The sequence below is a fragment of the Jiella sp. M17.18 genome (assembly GCF_041027365.1).
In the GTDB taxonomy this organism is placed as follows: Bacteria; Pseudomonadota; Alphaproteobacteria; order Rhizobiales; family Rhizobiaceae; genus VKMB-3413.
The window spans coordinates 280,930-301,631 of the sequence record NZ_JBFTEH010000006.1 but is presented as its reverse complement, the minus strand read 5'-3'; the positions used below and the strand labels follow the sequence as shown (position 1 = coordinate 301,631).

General features: G+C 68.5%; 19 protein-coding genes, 1 tRNA gene and 2 pseudogenes. 18 read left to right on the top strand and 4 right to left on the bottom strand.

What is annotated here, in order from left to right; translation table 11 throughout:
• The 7 genes and pseudogenes from AB5S17_RS13860 to AB5S17_RS13830 all read left to right on the top strand — a co-directional run.
• Positions 1 to 209: pseudogene (locus AB5S17_RS13860) on the top strand (methyl-accepting chemotaxis protein); the annotation flags it as partial.
• A gap of 249 nt (positions 210 to 458) precedes the next feature.
• Positions 459 to 530: pseudogene (locus tag AB5S17_RS13855) on the top strand (hypothetical protein); the annotation flags it as partial.
• Between the two features lie 29 nt (positions 531 to 559).
• Positions 560 to 1,342: a 3-hydroxybutyrate dehydrogenase gene (locus AB5S17_RS13850; protein ID WP_369240311.1), complete on the top strand. Its 783-nt coding sequence runs from the start codon at positions 560 to 562 to the stop codon at positions 1,340 to 1,342.
• A 58-nt stretch (positions 1,343 to 1,400) separates the two neighbouring features.
• Complete coding sequence (locus AB5S17_RS13845) at positions 1,401 to 1,562, top strand: DUF3096 domain-containing protein (RefSeq protein WP_369240289.1); 162 nt, start codon at positions 1,401 to 1,403, stop codon at positions 1,560 to 1,562.
• A 3-nt stretch (positions 1,563 to 1,565) separates the two neighbouring features.
• The gene (locus tag AB5S17_RS13840; protein WP_369240287.1) at positions 1,566 to 2,858 is read left to right on the top strand and encodes an NAD(P)/FAD-dependent oxidoreductase; all 1,293 of its coding nucleotides are present in this window, start codon (positions 1,566 to 1,568) and stop codon (positions 2,856 to 2,858) included.
• 122 nt (positions 2,859 to 2,980) lie between these two features.
• The gene (locus tag AB5S17_RS13835) at positions 2,981 to 4,426 is read left to right on the top strand and encodes a cytochrome P450 (protein ID WP_369240285.1); all 1,446 of its coding nucleotides are present in this window, start codon (positions 2,981 to 2,983) and stop codon (positions 4,424 to 4,426) included.
• 134 nt (positions 4,427 to 4,560) lie between these two features.
• Positions 4,561 to 5,403: an SDR family NAD(P)-dependent oxidoreductase gene (locus AB5S17_RS13830; RefSeq protein ID WP_369240283.1), complete on the top strand. Its 843-nt coding sequence runs from the start codon at positions 4,561 to 4,563 to the stop codon at positions 5,401 to 5,403.
• 62 nt (positions 5,404 to 5,465) lie between these two features.
• On the opposite strand, the gene AB5S17_RS13825 is transcribed toward AB5S17_RS13830, so the two are convergent.
• On the bottom strand, positions 5,466 to 6,692 hold the full coding sequence (locus AB5S17_RS13825; protein WP_369240309.1) for an MFS transporter: 1,227 nt from the start codon (positions 6,690 to 6,692) through the stop codon (positions 5,466 to 5,468).
• Between the two features lie 358 nt (positions 6,693 to 7,050).
• Between AB5S17_RS13825 and AB5S17_RS13820 the strand changes: the two genes are divergently transcribed.
• Both AB5S17_RS13820 and AB5S17_RS13815 read left to right on the top strand, forming a co-directional pair.
• Positions 7,051 to 8,718, top strand: a complete 1,668-nt coding sequence (locus AB5S17_RS13820; protein ID WP_369240281.1) for an AMP-binding protein — start codon at positions 7,051 to 7,053, stop codon at positions 8,716 to 8,718.
• 385 nt (positions 8,719 to 9,103) lie between these two features.
• Positions 9,104 to 9,180, top strand: a tRNA-Met gene (locus AB5S17_RS13815).
• A 137-nt stretch (positions 9,181 to 9,317) separates the two neighbouring features.
• Here the strand turns inward: AB5S17_RS13815 and AB5S17_RS13810 are convergent.
• Positions 9,318 to 10,040, bottom strand: a complete 723-nt coding sequence (locus tag AB5S17_RS13810) for a GntR family transcriptional regulator (protein ID WP_369240279.1) — start codon at positions 10,038 to 10,040, stop codon at positions 9,318 to 9,320.
• A gap of 109 nt (positions 10,041 to 10,149) precedes the next feature.
• On the opposite strand from AB5S17_RS13810, the gene uxaC reads away from it, so the two are divergent.
• From uxaC to AB5S17_RS13775, 7 genes are all read left to right on the top strand, one after another.
• A complete protein-coding gene (gene uxaC / locus AB5S17_RS13805) occupies positions 10,150 to 11,556 on the top strand; it encodes a glucuronate isomerase (RefSeq protein WP_369240277.1) in 1,407 nt (468 codons plus the stop codon).
• A 44-nt stretch (positions 11,557 to 11,600) separates the two neighbouring features.
• Positions 11,601 to 12,581, top strand: coding sequence for a TRAP transporter substrate-binding protein (locus AB5S17_RS13800; RefSeq protein WP_369240307.1), 981 nt, complete (start codon positions 11,601 to 11,603; stop codon positions 12,579 to 12,581).
• Positions 12,582 to 12,653: 72 nt separating this feature from the next.
• Complete coding sequence (locus tag AB5S17_RS13795; protein WP_369240275.1) at positions 12,654 to 13,178, top strand: TRAP transporter small permease; 525 nt, start codon at positions 12,654 to 12,656, stop codon at positions 13,176 to 13,178.
• Between the two features lies 1 nt (position 13,179).
• The gene (locus AB5S17_RS13790) at positions 13,180 to 14,460 is read left to right on the top strand and encodes a TRAP transporter large permease (RefSeq protein ID WP_369240273.1); all 1,281 of its coding nucleotides are present in this window, start codon (positions 13,180 to 13,182) and stop codon (positions 14,458 to 14,460) included.
• Positions 14,457 to 15,950: a mannitol dehydrogenase family protein gene (locus AB5S17_RS13785; protein WP_369240271.1), complete on the top strand. Its 1,494-nt coding sequence runs from the start codon at positions 14,457 to 14,459 to the stop codon at positions 15,948 to 15,950. The genes AB5S17_RS13790 and AB5S17_RS13785 overlap by 4 nt, the downstream gene beginning before the upstream one ends.
• 1 nt (position 15,951) lies before the next feature.
• Positions 15,952 to 16,284: a cupin domain-containing protein gene (locus AB5S17_RS13780; RefSeq protein WP_369240269.1), complete on the top strand. Its 333-nt coding sequence runs from the start codon at positions 15,952 to 15,954 to the stop codon at positions 16,282 to 16,284.
• A 161-nt stretch (positions 16,285 to 16,445) separates the two neighbouring features.
• The gene (locus tag AB5S17_RS13775; protein ID WP_369240267.1) at positions 16,446 to 17,360 is read left to right on the top strand and encodes a methylated-DNA--[protein]-cysteine S-methyltransferase; all 915 of its coding nucleotides are present in this window, start codon (positions 16,446 to 16,448) and stop codon (positions 17,358 to 17,360) included.
• Between the two features lie 21 nt (positions 17,361 to 17,381).
• Here AB5S17_RS13775 and AB5S17_RS13770 read toward each other — a convergent pair whose 3' ends face one another.
• Both AB5S17_RS13770 and AB5S17_RS13765 read right to left on the bottom strand, forming a co-directional pair.
• Positions 17,382 to 17,576 carry a type II toxin-antitoxin system HicA family toxin gene (locus AB5S17_RS13770; protein ID WP_369240265.1) on the bottom strand — a complete coding sequence of 65 codons (195 nt, stop codon included), beginning with the start codon at positions 17,574 to 17,576 and terminating at the stop codon, positions 17,382 to 17,384.
• Positions 17,577 to 17,578: 2 nt separating this feature from the next.
• A complete protein-coding gene (locus tag AB5S17_RS13765; RefSeq protein WP_369240263.1) occupies positions 17,579 to 17,821 on the bottom strand; it encodes a DUF1902 domain-containing protein in 243 nt (80 codons plus the stop codon).
• Positions 17,822 to 17,951: 130 nt separating this feature from the next.
• Between AB5S17_RS13765 and nth the strand changes: the two genes are divergently transcribed.
• Positions 17,952 to 18,638, top strand: coding sequence for an endonuclease III (gene nth / locus AB5S17_RS13760; protein ID WP_369240261.1), 687 nt, complete (start codon positions 17,952 to 17,954; stop codon positions 18,636 to 18,638).
• 311 nt (positions 18,639 to 18,949) lie between these two features.
• Positions 18,950 to 20,560: a phosphoenolpyruvate carboxykinase gene (locus tag AB5S17_RS13755; protein ID WP_369240259.1), complete on the top strand. Its 1,611-nt coding sequence runs from the start codon at positions 18,950 to 18,952 to the stop codon at positions 20,558 to 20,560.
• Positions 20,561 to 20,702 lie beyond the last annotated feature (142 nt).

The window sequence follows — 20,702 nt, the reverse complement described above, 5'->3', positions numbered from 1 at the left end:
CCGACGAGCTGGCAGCGGCGATGGGCCGGTTCAAGGTGAAGGCCGGCAGCAGCGCCGCGAAGGCCGCCCACGCGACCGAGCCCGCGCCGGCCCCGGCGCATCGCCCCGCCGCTCCGCGTCCGGTCCAGCAGCTGCGCGCCACCGGCGCCGGCGGCGCCGCCCGCAAGCCCGCCGCCGCAGCCGCCGAGGAGAGCTGGGAAGAGTTCTGAGCCTTCTCCAGAGGTGACCGTCCGGCCGGCGAAACGCGCCGTCCGCCGGAAGCCGCTTCCCGATCGCGGAACCCGTAGCAGACGTCCGGCCGCCGACCCGTTCGGCGGCCGCTTTCGTTCGCGTGGGCGGGAGCGAGGCAACGGCTTCGACGACATCCGAATGAAACTTCCTCCATCCGTCCGCACCCGCCTTGCTGTTCGCGCAGCGGCGTCCATTTGCTGCGTCAGCTAACGACAGGGGTCGGAACCATGAAGCTTGAAGGCAATGTCGCCGTCGTCACCGGCGCGAGTTCCGGCATCGGCAAGACCATCGCACAGACCTTCGCGCGCGAAGGCGCCAGGGTCGCGATCTGCGACATCAACATGGACGGGNCGCCGTCGTCACCGGCGCGAGTTCCGGCATCGGCAAGACCATCGCACAGACCTTCGCGCGCGAAGGCGCCAGGGTCGCGATCTGCGACATCAACATGGACGGGGCGCAGGCCGTCGTCTCCGAACTCAAGGCGGCCGGCGCCGAGGCGATGGCCGTCGAGATGGACGTCACCAGCGAGGCCGCGGTCAACGCCGGCGTCGACGCGGTCGCGGCGAAGTTCGGCCGGATCGACACCATGGTCTCCAATGCCGGCATCCAGACCGTCCATCCGATCGAGGAATTTCCCTATGAGGCGTTCCGCAAGCTGGTGACGATCCATCTCGACGGCTCGTTCCTGCTCACCAAGGCCTGCGTGAAATACATGTATCCGCAGAAGTCGGGCTCGCTGATCTACATGGGCTCGGTGCACAGCCACGAGGCCTCGGCGCTGAAGTCGGCCTATGTCGCGGCCAAGCACGGCATTCTCGGCCTTGCCCGCGTCATGGCGAAGGAGGGCGCCAAGCACGGCGTGCGGTCGAACACGATCTGCCCGGGCTTCGTCAGGACGCCGCTGGTCGACAAGCAGATCCCCGAGCAGGCGCAGAGCCTCGGCATCTCCGAGGAGGACGTCGTCAACAAGGTGATGCTCGGCGAGACCGTCGACACCGAGTTCACCACCATGCAGGACGTCGCCGACGTCGCGCTGTTCCTCGCGAGCTTCCAGACCAACGCGCTGACCGGCCAGTCGATCGTGCCGAGCCACGGCTGGTACATGGCCTGACCGTTGCCGGGCGCTATCTCGTCCGACAGAACAGCAAGACCGGAGAGCGGGCTTCCCGATGCATTTCGTGACCATTCAGCCGATCGTCGCACTCGTTGCCGGAATCCTGATCCTGGTCGTTCCGGGCCTGCTGCGGGTGATCATCGCGCTCTACCTGATCGTCATCGGCCTGATGGGCCTGTTCCCGCATCTGTTCGACCGCATCGCCGCGGGAGGCTGAGGGATGATCGCGCCGACGCGGATCGTGGTCCTCGGCGGCGGGGCGGGCGGGCTCGAACTCGTCTGCCGGCTCGCCGGGCGCGAGGACTGCGCCGTCAAGCTCGTCGACAAGGTCTCCACCCATCTGTGGAAGCCGCGGCTGCACGAGTTCGCCGCCGGCACGGTGAACTCGACGCTGTCGGAGATGAGCTTCTACATGCTCGCGGAGATGCGCGGCTTCCACTTCGAGCAGGGGGCCGTGGTGGCGGTCGACCGGACGCAGAAGTCCGTCACGCTCGCCGCCCCTCCCGCGTTCGAGAAGGGTGCCGGGCGGCCCGAGCGCTCGCACCGGACGATCCCTTACGACATCCTCGTCGTCGCGCTCGGCGGCGTGACGCCCGACTTCGGCACGCCGGGTGTCGCCGGGCACGCCATCCGGCTCGACGAGCGGCGCGACGCCGATCGTTTCCGCGACCTGTTTATCGACGCGATGATCGCCGCGCGCGAGACCGACCGTCCGGCCGGCATCGTCATCGTCGGCTCGGGCGCCACCGGCACGGAACTCGCCGCGCATCTGCGCCAGGCGGAGCGCGCCTTCTTCGAGAAGAGCCATGCGGAAGGGCAGAAGCGGCTGCTCGACCTGACGATCCTGGAGGCGGGGCCGGTGCTGATGCCGGGCGCGTCGGAGAGCCTTCGCAAGACCGTCCGGGAGCGGCTGGACGCACTCGACATCCAGGTCGCGACCGGCGCCAAGATCGATGCGGTGACCGGAACCGAGGTCCGCTCCGCCGACGGCGGCAGCTGGCCGGCCGACATCGCGGTCTGGGCGGCCGGGCTCGTCGGCAATCCGGTCCTGAAGGACCTCGCCGATTTCGAGATGGACCGGAAAGGCCGCATCGTCGTCGACGACCGGCTGCGCTCTACCGTCGATCCGGAGGTGTTCGTCATGGGCGACGCAGCGTCGTTCACCCCGGCGGGGGCCGACCAGCCGCTGCCGCCTACGGCGCAATGTGCCAGCCAGCAGGCCGACTATCTCGGAGACGCGCTGCCGCAGGTGATCGCCGGCGATGAGCCGGAGCCGTTCGTCTACGACGACCGCGGGCGGCTCCTCTCGCTCGCCAGCGGCGGCTCGGTCGGCCTCGTCGGCCTGTTCCGCCAGAGCGACATCCTGGTCAAGGGCCGGTTTGCGGCGGCGGCCTACAACGCCCTGCAGCGCCAGCATCAATGGGCGGTGCTGGGGCCGCTGCGGGGCTCGGTCGCGATCGCCGCCGACATGATCTCGCCGACCGGCGGCCCGGCGCTGAAGCTGCACGGGTGAGGCCCGTCCCGGAGGGTGCTGCCGCTGCTGGCGCGTCGCTCTCCGGACGATTATGATCCGCGGCCGGGGGCCCCGATGCCGCCGGTCCGGTCGATCGGTGGAAGAGCGAGGATTGCCGCGCGATGACCGCCTTCGTCCCCGTCAGCCTCGATGCCCTGCCGGCCGGTGCCGGGCGGCTCGCCTTCGTGCGCCGCATCCTGCGCAATCCCGCCTCCGCGGTTCCGAGCGAGATCGCCGAAAGCCGCGTCTACGCGCCGTCCTTCGCCAAGGGCGCCTTCGCTTACGTCGCCGATGCGGACGTTCTGGAGACCGTGCTGGTGGAGCGGCCGGGCGACTTTCCGAAGGCCACCATCGACGAGCGCATCCTGCGGCCGATCTTCCGCGACGGGCTGCTTCTCGCCGAGGGCGAGGACTGGCGCTGGAAGCGCCGGCTGGCGGCGCCGGTGTTCTCGCCGGCGGCCATGCGCGGCTTCCTGCCGGAGATCGTCGCACCGTTCGCGGCGCTCACCGGCCGCTGGACGCCGAGCGGCGCGACCGTCACCGCCGACATCTCCGACGCGATGAAGACGGCGACGCTCGCCGTCATCGACCGGCTGCTGTTTGCCGGGCGCAGCGACATCGATCCCGAGCGGATCAAGCGGCATGTCGACGACTATCTCGATCCGGTCACCTGGGTCGTCGCCTATGCGATGCTGCGGCTGCCGGACTGGACGCCCTTCCCGGGGCGCGGCAAGCTGCTGCGGGCGCGTGACGCGGTGCGTGCCCTGCTCGCCGATTTCGTGCGCCGCCGCCGGGCCGGCCCTGCCGATGTCGACGACGTCTGCAACCGGCTGCTGGCGGCGGCCGACCCGCAGAGCGGCCGCACGCTCACCGATGCCGACATGGTCGACATGCTGCTGACGCTGATCTCGGCTGGCCACGAGACGTCGGCGAACGCCCTGACCTGGGCGGTCTACTGCCTCGCCGAAATGCCGCAGACGCAGGAGCGGCTGATCGCCGAGATCGACCGCGAGGTTGGTTCGGACCCGATCGATCAGCCGGCGGTCTCGCGGCTCGTCGCCGTGCGCGCCTTCCTCCTGGAGACGATGCGGCTGTTCCCGCCGGCCCCCGGCCTGTCGCGGCGCACGCTGCGCCCCGAAACGCTCGGCGGCATCGACCTGCCGGCGGGCGCGGCGGTGATGATCCCGGTCTATGCCGTGCATCGCCATCCGCATTATTGGGAGCGGCCGCAGGTCTTCGATCTCGACCGTTTCACCGAGGGCCGTGAGGCGGCGATCCGGCGCACGGTCTACCTGCCGTTCGGGGCGGGACCGCGCATCTGCGTCGGCGGAACGCTCGCCATGCTGGAGATGACGGCGGGTCTGGCGACGCTTCTGCAGCGCGTCCGCTTCCTCACGGTGCCGGGCGCGGCCGAACCGCAGCTGCAGCACCGGGTGACGCTCCGGCCGCGCCACCGGCTGGCCGCCCGCGTCGAGCCGCGGCGGGACCGGCCGGCGGCCGGGCACCCTCTGCGCGTCAACGCGCCCGCGAACGACGTCGCGGCTGCCGGGCGGCGGGTGCCGGAGTAGGAGCGGAGCCTGCCGGCGGTCCGGCCGGGAGGAACTTCCCTTGCCGGATCGGCCGCCGTGCCAATGTAAGGCGCTCGCGGCGGCGCGGGCCGCGCGGACACCAGGCTGAACCATCCGGCAGAAGGGATTTTGCCATGACCCATCCCGTCATCGCAGACGGCCATGTCGCCGTCGTCACCGGCGGCGCGTCCGGCATCGGGCTCGCCGCCGCCAAGCGCTTCGCCAGCGCCGGCATGACCGTCGTGCTCGTCGACCGGGTCGAGGACCGGCTCGCGGCGGCGAAGGAGGAGGTCGCCCGGATCAGCCCCGACGGCACCGTGATCACCTCGAAGACCGACGTCTCCGACCGCGCCGCCGTCGAGGCGCTGGCGAAGAACCTCTTCGGCCGCTTCGGCTCGGTGCATCTCCTGTTCGACAATGCCGGCATCCAGCCGGGCAGCGAGATCTTCGGCCCTGTCGCCAACTGGGACGCGGTGCTGAAGGTCAACCTGCACGGCATCATCCATGTCGCCCAGCTGTTCGGCGAGCGCATGGTGCAGTCGGGCGAGCCGGGGCTGATCATCGTCACCGGCTCGAAACAGGGCATCACGACGCCGCCGGGCGACCCCGCCTACAATGTCGCGAAGGCCGGCGTGAAGGCGTTTGCCGAGGCGCTGCAGCACGATCTGAGGAACCGCGAGGGCTGCCGCGTCGAGGCGCGGCTGATGATCCCGGGCTTCGTCTTCACCCCCCTCACCCAGAAGGGCCGCACCGAGAAGCCGGACGGCGCCTGGACACCCGACCAGACGGTCGACTTCATGCTGGAGAAGCTCGGCACCGACGACTTCTACATCCTCTGCCCGGACGGCGAGGTGACGCGCGAGATGGACGAGAAGCGCATCGCCTGGGCCGCCGGCGACATCGTCGAGAACCGCCCGCCGCTGTCGCGCTGGCACAAGGACTGGGCGGAGAAGTTCAAGGCGCACGCCGCCCGCTGAGGGTCGCAGACGAGGCTGGTCGCCGGCGGCGGCGGCGGTCGCACCGGCCATCGCTTCCGCCGTCAGTCCCGGCCGGCGAGGTGCTTGGCCTTGCGCAGGTCGGGGAACAGCACCGACCAGAGGCCGGCGACGCCCATCGTCGCGACGCCGCCGACGACGACGGCCGGCACCGCGCCGATCAGCGCCGCCATGCCGCCGGCGCGGAACTCGCCGAGCTCGTTCGACGCGCCGATGAACACCTGGTTCACCGCGTTCACCCGCCCGCGCACGTCGTCGGGCGTCCACAGCTGCATCAGCGTCTCGCGGACATAGACGCTGATCATGTCCGAGGCGCCCATCGCCGCCAGCGCCAGGATCGACAGCCAGGGCACCGTCGAGAGGCCGAAGACGACGGTGAAGGCACCGAAAGAGGCGACGAAGCCGAACATGATCAGCCCGGCATGGTTGCGGATCGGGTGGGCGGCGAGAAACAGCGCCATCGGGATCGCCCCGAAGGCCGGCGCGGCGCGCAGGAGGCCGAGGCCCCAGGGCCCGACCGACAGGATGTCGCGGGCATAGACCGGCATCAGCGCGACGGCGCCGCCGAGAAGCACGGCGAAGAGGTCGAGCGAGATCGCGCCCAGCACCACCTTTTCCGACCAGATGAAGCGGAAGCCGGCGACGATCGTCTCCAGGCTGGCCGGCTCGTGGGCGCGCTTGCGCTGCGCCGGCTGCTTGATCGAAAAGACGAGGACGGAGCTCGTCACCAGCAGCACGGCGCCGCAGGCATAGGAGGCGAGCGGGCTGACGCCGTAGAGCAGGCCGCCGCCGACCGGGCCGGCGATCGCCGCGATCTGCCAGGAGGAGGAGTTCCAGGCGATGGCGTTGGCGAGTTCCTGACGGGTGACGAGGTTGACGACCAGCGACTGCTGCGCCGGGCCGAAAAAGGCCCGGGTGATGCCGAAGGCGGTCATCACCACGAAGATCGGCAGCGGCGAGGCGAGGCCGTGGAAGGTGAGGGCGAAGAGCGTCACCGCACCGGCACCCTCGACGAGATTGGCGATGCCCATGATCATCCGCCGGGGGTAGCGGTCCGCCGCGGCGCCGGTGACGAGCACCAGCAGCAGCGCCGGCAGGAACTGGCAGAGGCCGACGAAGCCGAGATCCAGCGGATCGCCGGTGATCGCATAGATCTGCCAGCCGACCGAGACGACGACGATCTGGATGGCGAAGGAGGAGAAGAAGCGCGCCAGCCAGTAGAGCAGGAAGCGGCGGTTGCGGAAGGCGGCGAAGCGGTCGTCGGCGGGAATGTCGCTCGTCTCCGGGCCGGGCTTGGCTCCAGTCTCGGCGTCGATCTCGTCTGTCACGGGGGAAGTACCTGGCCTTGCGGAATGCGCGCCGGTCGGCGGGAAAGCCGGAACCGGCGGCAGGCGGCGCGGCGCGGGCGGCGGCGCGTCAGATGGTGCGGCGGAGCCATCGCCTCCGGTTCGTCATCCGGCGGAAGACGGACTCCCTTACGAACATGTAATCGCCGCTCCGTAGCAGCCGCGCCGGACGGCGTCCATCGCGATGTTTCCGGAGGAACCGAGGGGGCGGGCCTGCCGGGCGGCGATTTGCCTCGGCTGGAAGACGCGCTATCGATGATGGCGAACGGGAGGACGACAACGCATGGAACGACCCTGGCTCGCCCAATATCCGGAGGGAGTTCCGCCGGAACTTCCGGACTATGACTATCGCTCGCTGTCCGACCTGATGGCGGAGGCGTTCCGTCTCTACGGCGAACGCATCGCCTATCACTTCATGGGCCGGGCGATGACCTTCGCCGAGCTCGATCGCCGCTCGCGCGATTTCGCCGCCTTCCTGCAGGCGCGCGGGCTGAAGAAGGGCGACCGCGTCGCGCTGATGATGCCGAACGTGCTGCAGTATCCGGTGGCGGTGGCCGGGGTGCTGCGGGCCGGCTGCGTCGTCGTCAACGTCAATCCGCTCTATACGCCCCGCGAGCTGTCGCATCAGCTGACGGACGCGGGCGCCACCGCGATCCTCGTGCTCGAGAACATGGCCGCGACGGTCGCCGCCTGCGCCGGGGAGGCGGGGCTGACAACGATCGTCACGACCTCGGTCGGCGATCTCCTGCCGCGGCCGAAGGGCTGGATCGTCGACTTCGTCCTGCGGCGGGTGAAGAAGGCGGTGCCCGCCTACGACCTGCCGGACGCGATCCCGTTCCGCCAGGCGATGGCCACCGGGCGCCGCGCGCGCTTCTCCGAGGCGGCGCTGGATCTTTCCGACGTCGCGGTGCTGCAATATACCGGCGGGACGACCGGCATCTCCAAGGGCGCGACGCTCACCCACGGGAACATCGTCGCCAATGCGCTGCAGTCGGAACTGTGGTGGCAGCCGGCCCTGAAGGGTGTGCCGGAGGGCACGCAGATGCTGACGGTCGCGGCGCTGCCGCTCTACCACATCTTCGGTTTCACGGTGAACATGATGCTGTCGATGCGCACCGGCGGCGCCAACATCCTGATCCCCAATCCGCGCGACATCCCGGCGCTCCTGAAGGCGATCCGGCGCTTCCGCTTCCAGTGCTTTCCCGCCGTCAATACGCTGTTTGCGGCGATCGCCCGCCACCCCGACGCCAAGAGTCTCGACTGGTCGAGCCTCAAGCTCTCGGTCGGCGGCGGCATGGCGGTGCAGAAGGGCACCGCCGAACTGTGGAAGAAGGTCACCGGCTGCGGCATTTGCGAGGGCTACGGCCTGTCGGAAACCTCGCCGGTCGCGAGCTGCAACCGCACCGACCGCAGCGACTATACCGGCACGATCGGCCTGCCTCTGCCCTCCACCGACATGGCCGCCCTCGATCCGGACGGCAAGCCGCTTGCGGCCGGCGAGACCGGCGAGATCGCGATCCGCGGGCCGCAGGTGATGGCCGGCTACTGGAACCGGCCGCAGGAGACGGCCGAGGCGATGACCGCCGACGGCTTCTTCCGCACCGGCGACATCGGCCTGATGGAGGAGACCGGCTTCTTCCGGATCGTCGACCGCAAGAAGGACATGATCAACGTCTCCGGCTTCAACGTCTATCCGAGCGAGGTCGAGGACGTCGTCCTGCGCATGCCGGGCATCGTCGAGGCGGCCGCGATCGGCGTGCCGAACGAAAGCTCGGGCGAGGTGGTGAAGCTGTTCCTGGTCCGCAAGGACGAGACGGTGAGCGCCGAGGCGGTGCAGAGCTTCTGCCGCGACAACCTCACCGGCTACAAGCGGCCGAAGGAGATCGCCTTCTGCGACGAGCTGCCGAAGAGCGGCGTCGGCAAGGTGCTGCGGCGCAAGCTGCGGGAATAGAGCGGCGAGGCGGCGCGCGGCCTTCGCGTTGAAGCGGCTGGGCCGCCGGCGACACGCCGCCGTGCGCCCGCGGGGGCCGGCGCATGTCCGGATCGGGAGCACAGAGATCGGCCGGCCTGGCTCCTCGGCTCATCCCGGCGCGGACCGCCGCATCCCTGCGTCGACAGGGCCGCCGCGCGGTCGGCGGCAGCTGATTCGGATTCGGCTTTCCACGGCTCCAAGCGGCTGTTAGGCTGCGCGGCAGCCATGAAGGACGGTCCGTCGCATGTGTGATGGGGCGGCGGTTTCGTGCTTGTCGATTTTCCGCCTGACCCCCCTTCACATTCACCGAACTGTCGCATATATCGCTGTCACCGCAGGCGCTGACGAAGCGCCTCGGACTTGGCGCGGGGTGGAGCAGCCCGGTAGCTCGTCAGGCTCATAACCTGAAGGTCAGAGGTTCAAATCCTCTCCCCGCAACCAATGTCCGTTTTGCCCAACCCCGCCCGACCGGCGGGGTTTTTGCGTCTTGGCCCGCTTTCGGTCGTCAGAGGCTTCCCGTCATCGCGGCATGGCCGCGCGGCGGCGGCCATCGGCCGGCGACACGCCGCCGCGACGCCTCATCCCGCAGCCTGGCCGGCCCGCTTCCCGTCATCCTCGAAATACTCCGCATACTCCACCTTCACCCGTTCGAGATGCGCGATGATGCGGGTCAGGTGGACCCGCATCGCCGCCTCCGCGGCGTCCGCGTCGCGCGCCTTCAGTGCCTCGAAGATCGCGTGGTGGTCGTCGTAGACCGCCGGCTGCCCGAACGAGAGCGTCAGGAAGCGCATGCGGTCGAGCTGCGCCTTCTGCTCGTCGATCAGCGCCCAGGCGAAGCCGCAGCCGGCGCCCTCCGCGATCAGCCGGTGGAACATGTCGTCCAGCCGGTGGAATTCGCGCCGGTCGTCGAAATCCTGCGACTCGTGCTGTCGCGCGAGGTTCTCCGTCAGCCGCTCGATGAGATCGGTCCCGTCGCCCTCGCAGGCGCGCCGCACCACCGCGACTTCCAGCGCCTCGCGAATGAAGCGGGCGTTCAGCACCTCCTGGACCGAGATCTTGACGATCTCGGTGCGCCGCTGCGGCTGGACGTTCAGATAGCCGATGCGGGCGAGGCGGATGAAGGCTTCGCGCACCGGCTGGCGCGAGACGCCCATCTGCCGGGCAATCTCCGCCTCCGAAATCCGCATGCCCGGCTTCAGGCGAAGTTCCAGGATCGCCCGGCGCAGATCCTGGTACACGGCATCCGCCATGGTGGAGCGAAGCGGGGCAGGGGGCGGTGAAAGGGCCAGCTCGACGGTCATTCCAAGTCCTCTTGACAGCTTTCGGATACTACCATACCAGAATTTTCGCAATGACGTCGGAGGCGGCCGTCGCAAGACCGCCGGATGCCGCCGGACGGGGAGGATTTCCATGGCGCTTCTGGACGACGACCGGCTGTTTCCCGCCGAGACGAGCACCCGCAGGATGGCGCGCGCGCTCTACGACAGCATTAGGTCGCTGCCGATCATCTCGCCGCACGGACATACCGAGCCGCGCTGGTTCGCCGAGAACGAGCCCTTCCCGGATCCGGCGCATCTCATCGTCGTGCCCGACCACTACATATTCCGCATGCTGGTCTCGCAGGGCGTCGGCCTTGCCGAACTCGGCGTGCCCTCGGCCGACGGATCACCGGTCGAGACCGACGGGCGCAAGATCTGGCGGCGCTTCGCCGAGAACTCCTATCTGTTCCGTGGCACGCCGACCCGGCTCTGGCTGGACGACACCTTCCAGAACCTCTTCGGCCTCGACGTCCGGCTCTCGGCCGAGACGGCGGACCGCTACTACGACCACATCGCCGAAAAGCTGAAGACCGACGCCTTCCGGCCGCGCGCGCTCTACGAACGCTTCGGCGTCGAGGCGATCGCCACCACCGAAAGCGCGCTCGACGATCTTCGCTATCACCGCCAGATCCGCGAGAGCGGCTGGACGGGCAAGGTCGTCACCACCTACAGGCCGGACGCGGTGGTCGATCCGGATTTCGCCGGCTTTGCCGACAACCTCAAGACGCTCGGGGAAATCTCCGGCTGCGACACCGGCACCTTCGCCGGCTATATCGAGGCGCACCGCAACCGGCGGGCCTTCTTCCGCGACCACGGCGCGACGGCGACCGACCACGGCCATCCGACCGCGCGCACGGCGAACCTGTCGTCCGCCGAGGCCTCGGCGCTCTACGACCGGATCAAGGGCGGCACCGGCTCGGCCGAGGATCGGGAACTGTTCCGCGCGCAGATGCTGACCGAGATGGCGAAGCTCTCGGTCGAGGACGGCATGGTCATGCAGATCCACGCCGGCTCCTTCCGCAACCATTCGGACAAGGTGTTCAAGGGTTTCGGCCGCGACAAGGGCTTCGACATCCCGCAGCCGACGAACTACGTCGCCGCGCTGAAGCCGCTGCTCGACGTCTGCGGCATGGAGAAGGACTTCACCCTGATCCTCTTCACGCTGGACGAGACGGTCTATTCGCGCGAGCTCGCGCCGCTGGCCGGCGTCTATCCCTGCCTGCGGCTCGGGCCGCCCTGGTGGTTCTTCGACTCCGCGGAAGGGATGATGCGGTTCCGCGAGGCGGTGACCGAGACCGCCGGCTTCTACAACACCGTCGGCTTCAACGACGATACGCGCGCCTTCACCTCGATCCCCGCCCGGCATGATGTCGCCCGGCGGGTGGACTGCGCCTATCTCGCCGGCCTCGTGACCTCGGGGCGTCTCGCGGAGGACGAGGCCTTCGAGGTCGCCGGCGATCTCACCTACCGCCTGGCCAAACAGGCCTACAGGCTCTGACCGCGGCGCTGCCGCTCACATCCGGGAGGAAAGACATGGGCATGATGAAGACCTTCGGTGCGGCGCTCGCCGTCGCCACGACGCTCGCCGGCAGCCTCGCCGCCGCGCACGCGCAGTCGATCACGCTGCGCGCGGCCGACACCCAGCCGGCCGACTATCCGACGGTCCAGGCACTGAAATACATGGGCCAGCTCCTGAAGGAGCGGACCAACGGCCGCATCAACATGCAGGTCTTCGACTCGCACCAGCTCGGCGAGGAGAAGGAGACGATCGAGCAGACCAAGTTCGGCGTCATCGACATCGACCGCGTCAACTTCGCGCCGCTGAACGGCATCGTGCCCGAGACGCTGGTGCCGTGCATGCCCTACATCTTCACCTCGAAGCAGAACATGCACGACGTGATGTGGGGCAAGATCGGCCAGGACATCCTCGACTCCTTCAAGTCGCACGGCTTCATCGGCCTCGCCGTCTACGATTCCGGCGCGCGCTCCTTCTACGACACCAAGCACCCGATCAAGACGCTCGACGACATGAAGGGCCTGAAGATCCGCGTGCAGCAGTCGGACCTGTTCCTCGACATGGTCAAGGCGCTCGGCGCCAACCCGACGCCGATGGCCTATGGCGAGGTCTATTCCGGCCTGCAGACCGGCCTGATCGACGGCGCCGAGAACAACTGGCCGAGCTACGAGTCCTCGCAGCACTACAAGGTCGCGCCCTACTACTCGCTCGACCAGCACTCGATGTGCCCCGAGGTCGTGATGATGTCGAAGGTCTCCTGGGACAAGCTGTCGCCGGACGACCAGAAGGCGGTCCGCCAGGCAGCGCAGGATTCCCAGAAGAAGATGTCCGAACTCTGGGACGCCCGGGAAGAGCAGTCGAAGAAGGTCATCAAGGCCGCAAACGTCAAGGTCAACGAGGTCGACGTCAAGCCGTTCATCAAGGCGGTGCAGCCGGTCTATGACAAGTTCATCACGACGCAGGCCCTGAAGGATCTGGTCAGCCGGATCCGCGATACGCAGAAGTAAGGCTCACGCCACGATCCAGCGGCTCCGCACACCCGCGGAGCCGCCGACTTTTCCGCCGAAAGGGCAGACGCCTTGCGAGCGCTAGCGAAGTTTCTCGGTGTCGTATCGACGGCCGCGCTGTGGCTGTCCGGTATCGGTCTCGTCCTGATGACCGTCTTCACGGCATGGCAGGTCTGGGCGCGCTACGTGCTCGACGCCTCGCCGTCCTGGACCGAGCCCCTGTCGGTCATCCTGATGGGCTGGTTCATCTTCCTCGGTGCGGCGATCGGCGTGCGCGAAGGCTACCACCTCGGCTTCGACGTGCTTCTGGTGGTGCTTCCGACGTCGGTCCAGAAGGTCTTCATGACGATCAGCGACCTGGCGACCGTGTTCTTCGGCTGCGCCATGGCCTGGTACGGCGACGCGCTCGTCGTGGGGACCTGGGCGGACCAGCTGCCCGCGTTGAACATTCCGACCGGTATCACCTACCTGCCGCTGATGGTCGGCGGCATCCTGATCGCCGTCTTCTCGCTGGAGCGCATCGCCCGCCGTTTTGCCGGGCTCGAGGGCGCCGGCGACGAATATCCCGATTTCCAGCACATGGACACGGCGTCCTGAGATGACCAGCTTCATCCTGTTCGGAAGCTTCGTCTTCCTCCTGATCATCGGCACGCCGATCGCCTTCTGCCTCGGCATCGCCTCGCTGCTGACCGTTCTCTACATCGGCATTCCGCCGCTGATCGTCTTCCAGAGCATGAGCGCCGGCGTCTCGGTCTTCGTGCTGATGGCGATCCCGTTCTTCATCTATGCCGGCGACCTGATGGTGCGCGGCGAGATCGCCAGCCGCCTCGTCGGGCTCGCGGCGAGCCTCGTCGGGCATTTCCGCGGCGGCCTCGGCCAGGTGAACATCGCCGCATCCGTGCTCTTCGGCGGCATCTCCGGATCGGCCGTCGCCGACGCCTCGGCGATCGGCGGCCTGATGATCCCGCAGATGAAGGAGAAGGGCTACGACATCGAATACGCCGTCGACGTCACCTGCCTCTCGGCGCTGATCGCGCTGATGATCCCGCCGTCGCAGAACATGATCATCTATTCGATCTCGGGCGGCGGCAAGATCTCGATCGCCGACCTCTTCACCGCCGGCATCCTTCCCGGCCTGCTGCTCGCCGTCGCGCTGATCACCGTCGCCTGGTACGTCGCCAAGAAGCGGAACTATCCGACCTTCCCCTTCGCCGGCTGGGGCAATATCGGCCGCACGGCGCTCAACGCCATTCCCGGCATCATGCTGATCGGCATCATCTTCGGCGGCGTGCGCTCGGGCGTCTTCACCGCCACCGAGAGCTCCTGCATCGCCATCGTCTACGCCGTCCTGGTGACGGTATTCGTCTACCGCTCGATGGGCTGGCGCGAGTTCGTCGAGGCGACGCTCGGCGCGGTGCGCACCACCGCGATGGTGCTCCTGATCATCGGCTCGGCCGCCGCCTTCGGATGGCTGCTCGCCTATCTGCGCATCCCGGCGCAGCTGATCGACTACATGCAGTCGCTGACGCACTCGCCGGTGCTGATCTTCCTGCTCCTGAACATCCTGATGCTGTTCCTCGGCACCTTCATGGACATGGCGCCGCTGATCATCATCACGACGCCGATCTTCCTGCCGGTGGTGCAGTCCTACGGCATGGACCCGGTCCATTTCGGCGTCATCCTGATCCTCAACCTTGGCATCGGCCTCTGCACGCCGCCGGTCGGCACGGTGCTCTTCGTCGGCTGCGCGGTCGGCAAGATCTCGCTGGGCCGGGCGATGAAGATGATCTGGCCGTTCTACTTCGCGGCCTTCGCCGTGCTCATGCTGGTGACCTACGTCCCGGCGATCTCCCTCTGGCTGCCGAGCGTGTTCCGATGAGTGCATCCGAGCGACTGTCGCTTCAGACCCTCTCCCGTCTGCCGGACGCGGTGCAGCGGCCGGCCTACGATCCGCGCGCCGTGACGGCGGGCATCGTCCATCTCGGCGTCGGCGCCTTCCACCGGGCGCATCAGGCGGTCTATGTCGACGACCTGCTGGCATCGGATCCGCAGTGGGGCATCGTCGGGGCATCGCTCCGGCGCGCCGACATGCGCGACGCGCTGAAGCCGCAGGACGATCTCTACACGGTCGCAGTCCGTTCCGGCGAAGGCACCGCCTTGCGCGTCGTCGGCTCGATCCAGAAAATCCACGTCGCGCCGGAGGACCCGGAGGCGCTGCTCGAGGCGATGTGCGACCCGGCGATCCGCATCGTCTCGCTGACCGTGACGGAGAAGGGTTACTGCCACGATCCGGCGACCGGCGATCTCAATCCGGAGCATCCGGACGTGAAGGCGGACCTCGCCAATCCCCGGGCGCCGACCTCCGCCCCCGGCCTGCTCGTCGAGGCGCTGCGGCGCCGGCGCGCGGCGAACATCGTCCCGTTCACCGTGATGCCCTGCGACAACCTGCCGGCCAACGGTCCGACGGTCCACCGCATCATGTCCCAGTATGCGGCGCTGCTGGATGACGGTCTCGCCCGCTTCGTCGAGACCGACGTCGCGGTCGCCGGCACCATGGTCGACCGGATCGTGCCGGCGACGACCGAGGCCGAGACGGCGGAGATCTGCGCGGCGCTCGGGCTTCAGGACGCCTGGCCGGTCGTCACCGAGCCGTTCACCCAATGGGTGATCGAGGACCGCTTCCCCACCGGCCGGCCCGACTTTTCCGCCGTCGGCGCCGAGATGGTCGCCGATGTCGAGCCCTACGAGCGCATGAAGCTGCGCATGCTCAACGGCTCGCATTCGACGCTCGCCTATCTCGGCTATCTCGCGGGCTACGAGACGGTGTCGCAGGCGATGGCCGATCCGGCGATCGAGCGCCTGGTGCGCCAGCTGATGACCGAGGAGGTGATGCCGACGCTCGATATGCCAGGCACCGATCTCGGCGGCTATCGCGACGCCCTCGTCCAGCGCTTCCACAATCCGGCGCTGAAGCACCGGACCTGGCAGATCGCCATGGACGGCTCGCAGAAGCTGCCGCAGCGCTTCCTCGGCACGGTCCGCGACCGGCTGGCGGCGGGCGCCTCCCTCGACCGCCTGGCGCTCGGCGTCGCCGCCTGGATGCGCTACGTGACGGCGGTGGACGAGACCGGCGCGCCGATCGAGGTGAAGGACCCGCTCGCCGCACGGCTGAAGGCGATCGCCGACGAGACGGGGCGCGATGCGGAGCGGCTGGCCGCGGCCTATCTCGGCGTCGAGGCGGTGTTCGGCCGCGACCTCAGGGACGATCCGGCGTTCGCCCGTCCGGTCACCCGGGCGCTCGCCATGCTCCTCGAGCGCGGCGCCGCCGCGACGGCGAAGGCCTATGCCGACGGACAGGAGACCAGCTGACATGACCGGGACGGCATCGACGGCGCCCGGCGGGTGGGTCCAGGTCGACGCGCTGACCCGCCGCCGCATTCTCTCGCACACGCCTGAGATGATGGTGGTGGAAGTGGCGTTCGAGCCGGGCGGAGCGGGCGCCGAGCATGCGCACCCGCATCTCCAGTCGTCCTACGTGATGTCCGGCACCTTCGCCTACACGATCGCGGGCGAAACGCGCACGATCCGGGCGGGTGATGCGGTCATCGTGCCGTCGAACGCGCGTCATTCGACGACGACCGAGACCGGCGGCGTGCTGATCGACGTGTTCACGCCGGCCCGCGAGGACTTCCTCGCCGGCTGAGGGCGGACGGGCTCGGCCGTGCTCTTGCGGCAGACATGCGGCTTCTGGCGGCCATAGGCCGGCATCGGGACGGGCTTCTGGCTCTGGCGTGATCTCAGCCAGAAAACGGGTGGCGGCGACCGCGGGCCGGGCGCATTCTTCGGCAACAAGGGAGATCCGCCATGTTGTCCTTCATGCCGCAAAGCTTCGAAACCGCCCGCCCGCTGCCCGAGGTCGTCGGCTCGCACGACGCGCTCTCCGACTACGAGACGGTGCGCCGGACGATCGAGTTCATCTCGACGGAGTACCATCGCCAGCCGAGCCTCAGCGAGATCGCCCACGCGCTCGGCCGGTCCGAGGAGGCGCTGACGGCGGTGTTCCGCCGCTGGTCCGGCCTGACGCCGAAGGCCTTCCTGCAGGCGGTCACCATCGACCATGCCCGAAGGCTCCTGTCGGACGGCGCCTCGCTGCTCGACGCCGCCTTCGAGGTCGGCCTCTCCGGCCCGTCGCGCCTGCACGACCTCTTCGTCAAGCACGAGGCGGTCTCGCCCGGCAGCTACAAGGCGAAGGGCGAGGGGATCGACCTCGCCTACGGCTTCCACCCGACGCCCTTCGGCCTGACGCTGGTCGTCGCGACCGATCGCGGGCTCGCCGGCATCGGCTTTGCCGAGCCCGGGGAGGGCGGCGAGCGGGCGGCGCTTTCCGACATGCGCCGGCGCTGGCCGAAGGCGACCTTCACGCCCGACCCCGACCGCACGCGCGACTATGCCGGGCGCATCTTCGACCCCGTCAACTGGCGTTCCGAGCGTCCGCTGCGCGTCGTCCTCATCGGCACCGACTTCGAGATCCGGGTCTGGGAGGCGCTGCTGTCGATTCCGGTCGGGCAGGCAACGACCTATTCCGACATCGCCGGCCGGATCGGCGCGCCGAAGGCGGCGCGGGCGGTGGGGGCGGCGGTCGGGCGAAACCCGGTCTCCTTCGTCGTCCCCTGCCACCGCGTCCTCGGCAAGTCCGGCGCGCTCACCGGCTATCACTGGGGCATCACCCGCAAGCGCGCGATGCTCGGCTGGGAATGCGGCCTGCTCGCGCGGGAGTGAGGGGCGTATCGTCCCGTCTTCTCAGAAGGACTTCGGCAGGCCTGCGTCTTTCAGCGACTGATTCGCGGTGTGACGCGACTTGATCTTGCCGTCTACGGTGAAGTAGCGGTCGGTGATCGGGCTGTACCAGATCTCGTGGTCGCCCTTTCCCTGCCGATGGAAGCGACAGCCGGCCGCAAGAAGCAGTTCCTTCAACGGCTTCGTGAAGTCCACCATCTCTAATAGGCCGGGTTCGGCACCCGGGCGATCTGCTCCGCGATGAAATGCACCGGGATTTCCGGCGTTTCAAATTGCAGACCGTTGAATTCGATCAGGTCTTCCAGCGCGCCCAGAACGCGATTCTGCAGCGCTTCGAGACTTTCGCTCTCGAGGGCGAGCCCCGGAACATCGTCGCTGCTCGCAACCCAGACCTTTGCCTCGTCATCCCACTCCGCTCGCACGATGATGGTCGAGTGCTGCATGGGGCGACGCCTCAGGAACGACTGGTGCTCGCGACTATGTGGGATCGGCAGGGGCGGGTCAATTCGCGCCGGCGCTGTTGGTTGGCTATCCGCACGACCGAACCATCTCCAGCCATCCGTGGAATGGAGAATGCTCGTGACCCCCGCCGAGACCGAAGAGACCTTCCGCCGTCTTCGCGACCACATGCCCGGCCGCACCGCGACGGCGAAGGGGCCGAAGGACCAGCCGGACCCGTTCCGCTCGGTCGTCTCCTGCCTGCTCTCGGCGCAGAGCCGCGACGTCAACACCGCCGCCGCGACGAGGGCGCTGTTTTCTCTGGCGACGACGCCGGAGGCGATGGCCGCGCTTTCCGAGGAGACGATCGCCCAGGCGATCAAGCCCTGCGGCCTCTACAACATGAAGGCGAAGAGCATCGTGCGGCTCTGCCGGGTTCTGCTCGACGAGCATGAGGGCGTCGTGCCGCGAACGCGCGCGGGGCTGATGCAGCTGCCGGGCATCGGCCGCAAATGCGCCGACATCGTCCTCAGCTTCACCTTCGACGAGGCCGTCATCGCCGTCGACACGCATGTCCATCGCGTCTGCAACCGGCTCGGCCTGACCGAAGCCCGGACCGCCGACGAGACCGCGCGCCAGCTGGAGGAGCGGGCGCCGGACTGGGCGAAGCGCGACGGGCATTTCTGGCTGATCCAGTTCGGCAAGGCGGTGTGCGTCTCGCGGCGGCCGCGATGCGAGACCTGCTTCCTCGCCGACCTCTGCCGGTGGTGCGCGGCGATGCGCGCGGGTGGGCCACCCGGTCCGGCGAACCCGAAGCACTGAGAGCCGCTACCTCGACCTGGAAGGGGCGCGGCCCAGGCCCGCCGATTGTCGTTCCGATCCATTCGTGGCACTTCGGCCGGTCGTCGCCGGTCCGTCGCAGGCTGGTATCCTAGAAGCCCGACAATTCTGCCGCAGTGCAAACCAAGCATCGAAACGATTAGATCATCCATCAACTCGCCTAAATCGATTAATACCCTGTTTTCGTTAAGATTATTCGTCTGATGCACTTGTCTGCACCGCCGCTTCTCAATATCTAAGACGGCGATGAGACAGTGGCGGGCGCCGCGGCCTTGCTTCAGGGAGACGGACAGGTGGACGAGATCGGGACGAGAAATCCGCAGAGCGGCATCGAGACGACGGGGCTCTCGGACCTCGCCTCGCTGCGCTGGAACCTTTCGGAAGCGGAGCTGGTCGAAACCGCGGTGCGCCGCGGCGAGGGGCAGCTGACCGCGCACGGCGCGCTGACGGTGACGACCGGCAAGCACACCGGCCGCTCGCCGAAGGACAAGTATATCGTCCGGGACGAGGCCACCGAGGACGCCGTCTGGTGGGACAACAACAACGCCATGGCGCCGGAAGACTTCGAGCGCCTCTACGACGACTTCAAGGCGCACGCCCGCGGCCGCGATCTCTTCGTGCAGGATCTGATCGGCGGCGCCGACCCGAAGAACGCCATCAGGGTGCGCGTCGTCACCGAATATGCCTGGCACGCGCTGTTCATCCGCAACCTCCTCATCCGGCCGAGCGAGGCGGAACTCGCGTCCTTCGTGCCGGACATGACGATCATCGACCTTGCGACGTTCCGGGCCGATCCGGAGCGCTACCATTGCCGTTCGGAGACCGTGATCGGCGTCGACCTGACCCGCAAGATCGTGCTGATCGGCGGCACGACCTATGCCGGCGAGATGAAGAAATCCGTCTTCACCGCGCTCAACTGGGCGCTGCCGGAGGCGGGCGTCATGCCGATGCACTGCTCGGCGAATGTCGGGCCGGGCGGCGATGCCGCGATCTTCTTCGGCCTGTCCGGCACCGGCAAGACGACGCTGTCGGCCGATCCCAAACGCACGCTGATCGGCGACGACGAGCATGGCTGGGGCGAGGACGGCATCTTCAACTTCGAGGGCGGCTGCTACGCCAAGACGATCCGCCTGTCGGCCGAGGCCGAGCCTGAGATCTACGCCACCACGCGCCGCTTCGGCACGGTGCTGGAGAACGTTCCGCTGGACAAGGCGCGGACCCCCGATCTCGACGACGGCTCGCTGACCGAGAACACCCGCGCCGCCTATCCGCTGCACTTCATCCCGAACGCCAGCGAGAACGGGCGCACCGGCCATCCTCGCAACATCATCATGCTGACGGCGGATGCGTTCGGCGTGATGCCGCCGATCGCCAAGCTGACCCCGGCCGAGGCGATGTACCACTTCCTGTCCGGCTATACCGCCAAGGTGGCCGGCACCGAGAAGGGCGTCACCGAGCCCGAGGCGACCTTCTCCACCTGCTTCGGCGCGCCCTTCATGCCGCGCCACCCGACGGCCTACGGCAACCTTCTGCGCGACCTCATCGCCCAGCACGGCACCGACTGCTGGCTGGTCAACACCGGCTGGACCGGCGGCGCCTACGGCACCGGCAAGCGCATGCCGATCAAGGTGACGCGCACGCTGCTCGCCGCCGCGCTCGACGGGTCGCTGAAGGACGCCGAGTTCCGCACCGATCCGAACTTCGGCTTCCAGGTGCCGGTGGCGGTGGAGGGCGTCGACAGCGGCATCCTCGATCCGCGGTCTACCTGGGCGGATCCGGCCGCCTACGACCGCCAGGCGCGCAAGCTGGTCGAGATGTTCAGCAAGAACTTCGAGAAGTTCGCCGATGCGGTGGATGCCGAGGTGATGCAGGCGGCGCCTGCCTTGCCGATGGCAGCAGAGTAGTCATTTTTTCGGCGACTGGTTTTCGGAAGGCCCGCGGCTCCCGCCGCGGGCCTTTCGCGTTGTGGCCGGCGTTGCGATCCGGCGCCGCGGCGTGGATGATGGCGGGGCGCGTGCCTCCACAAGGATGCGCGGGCGCGACGCG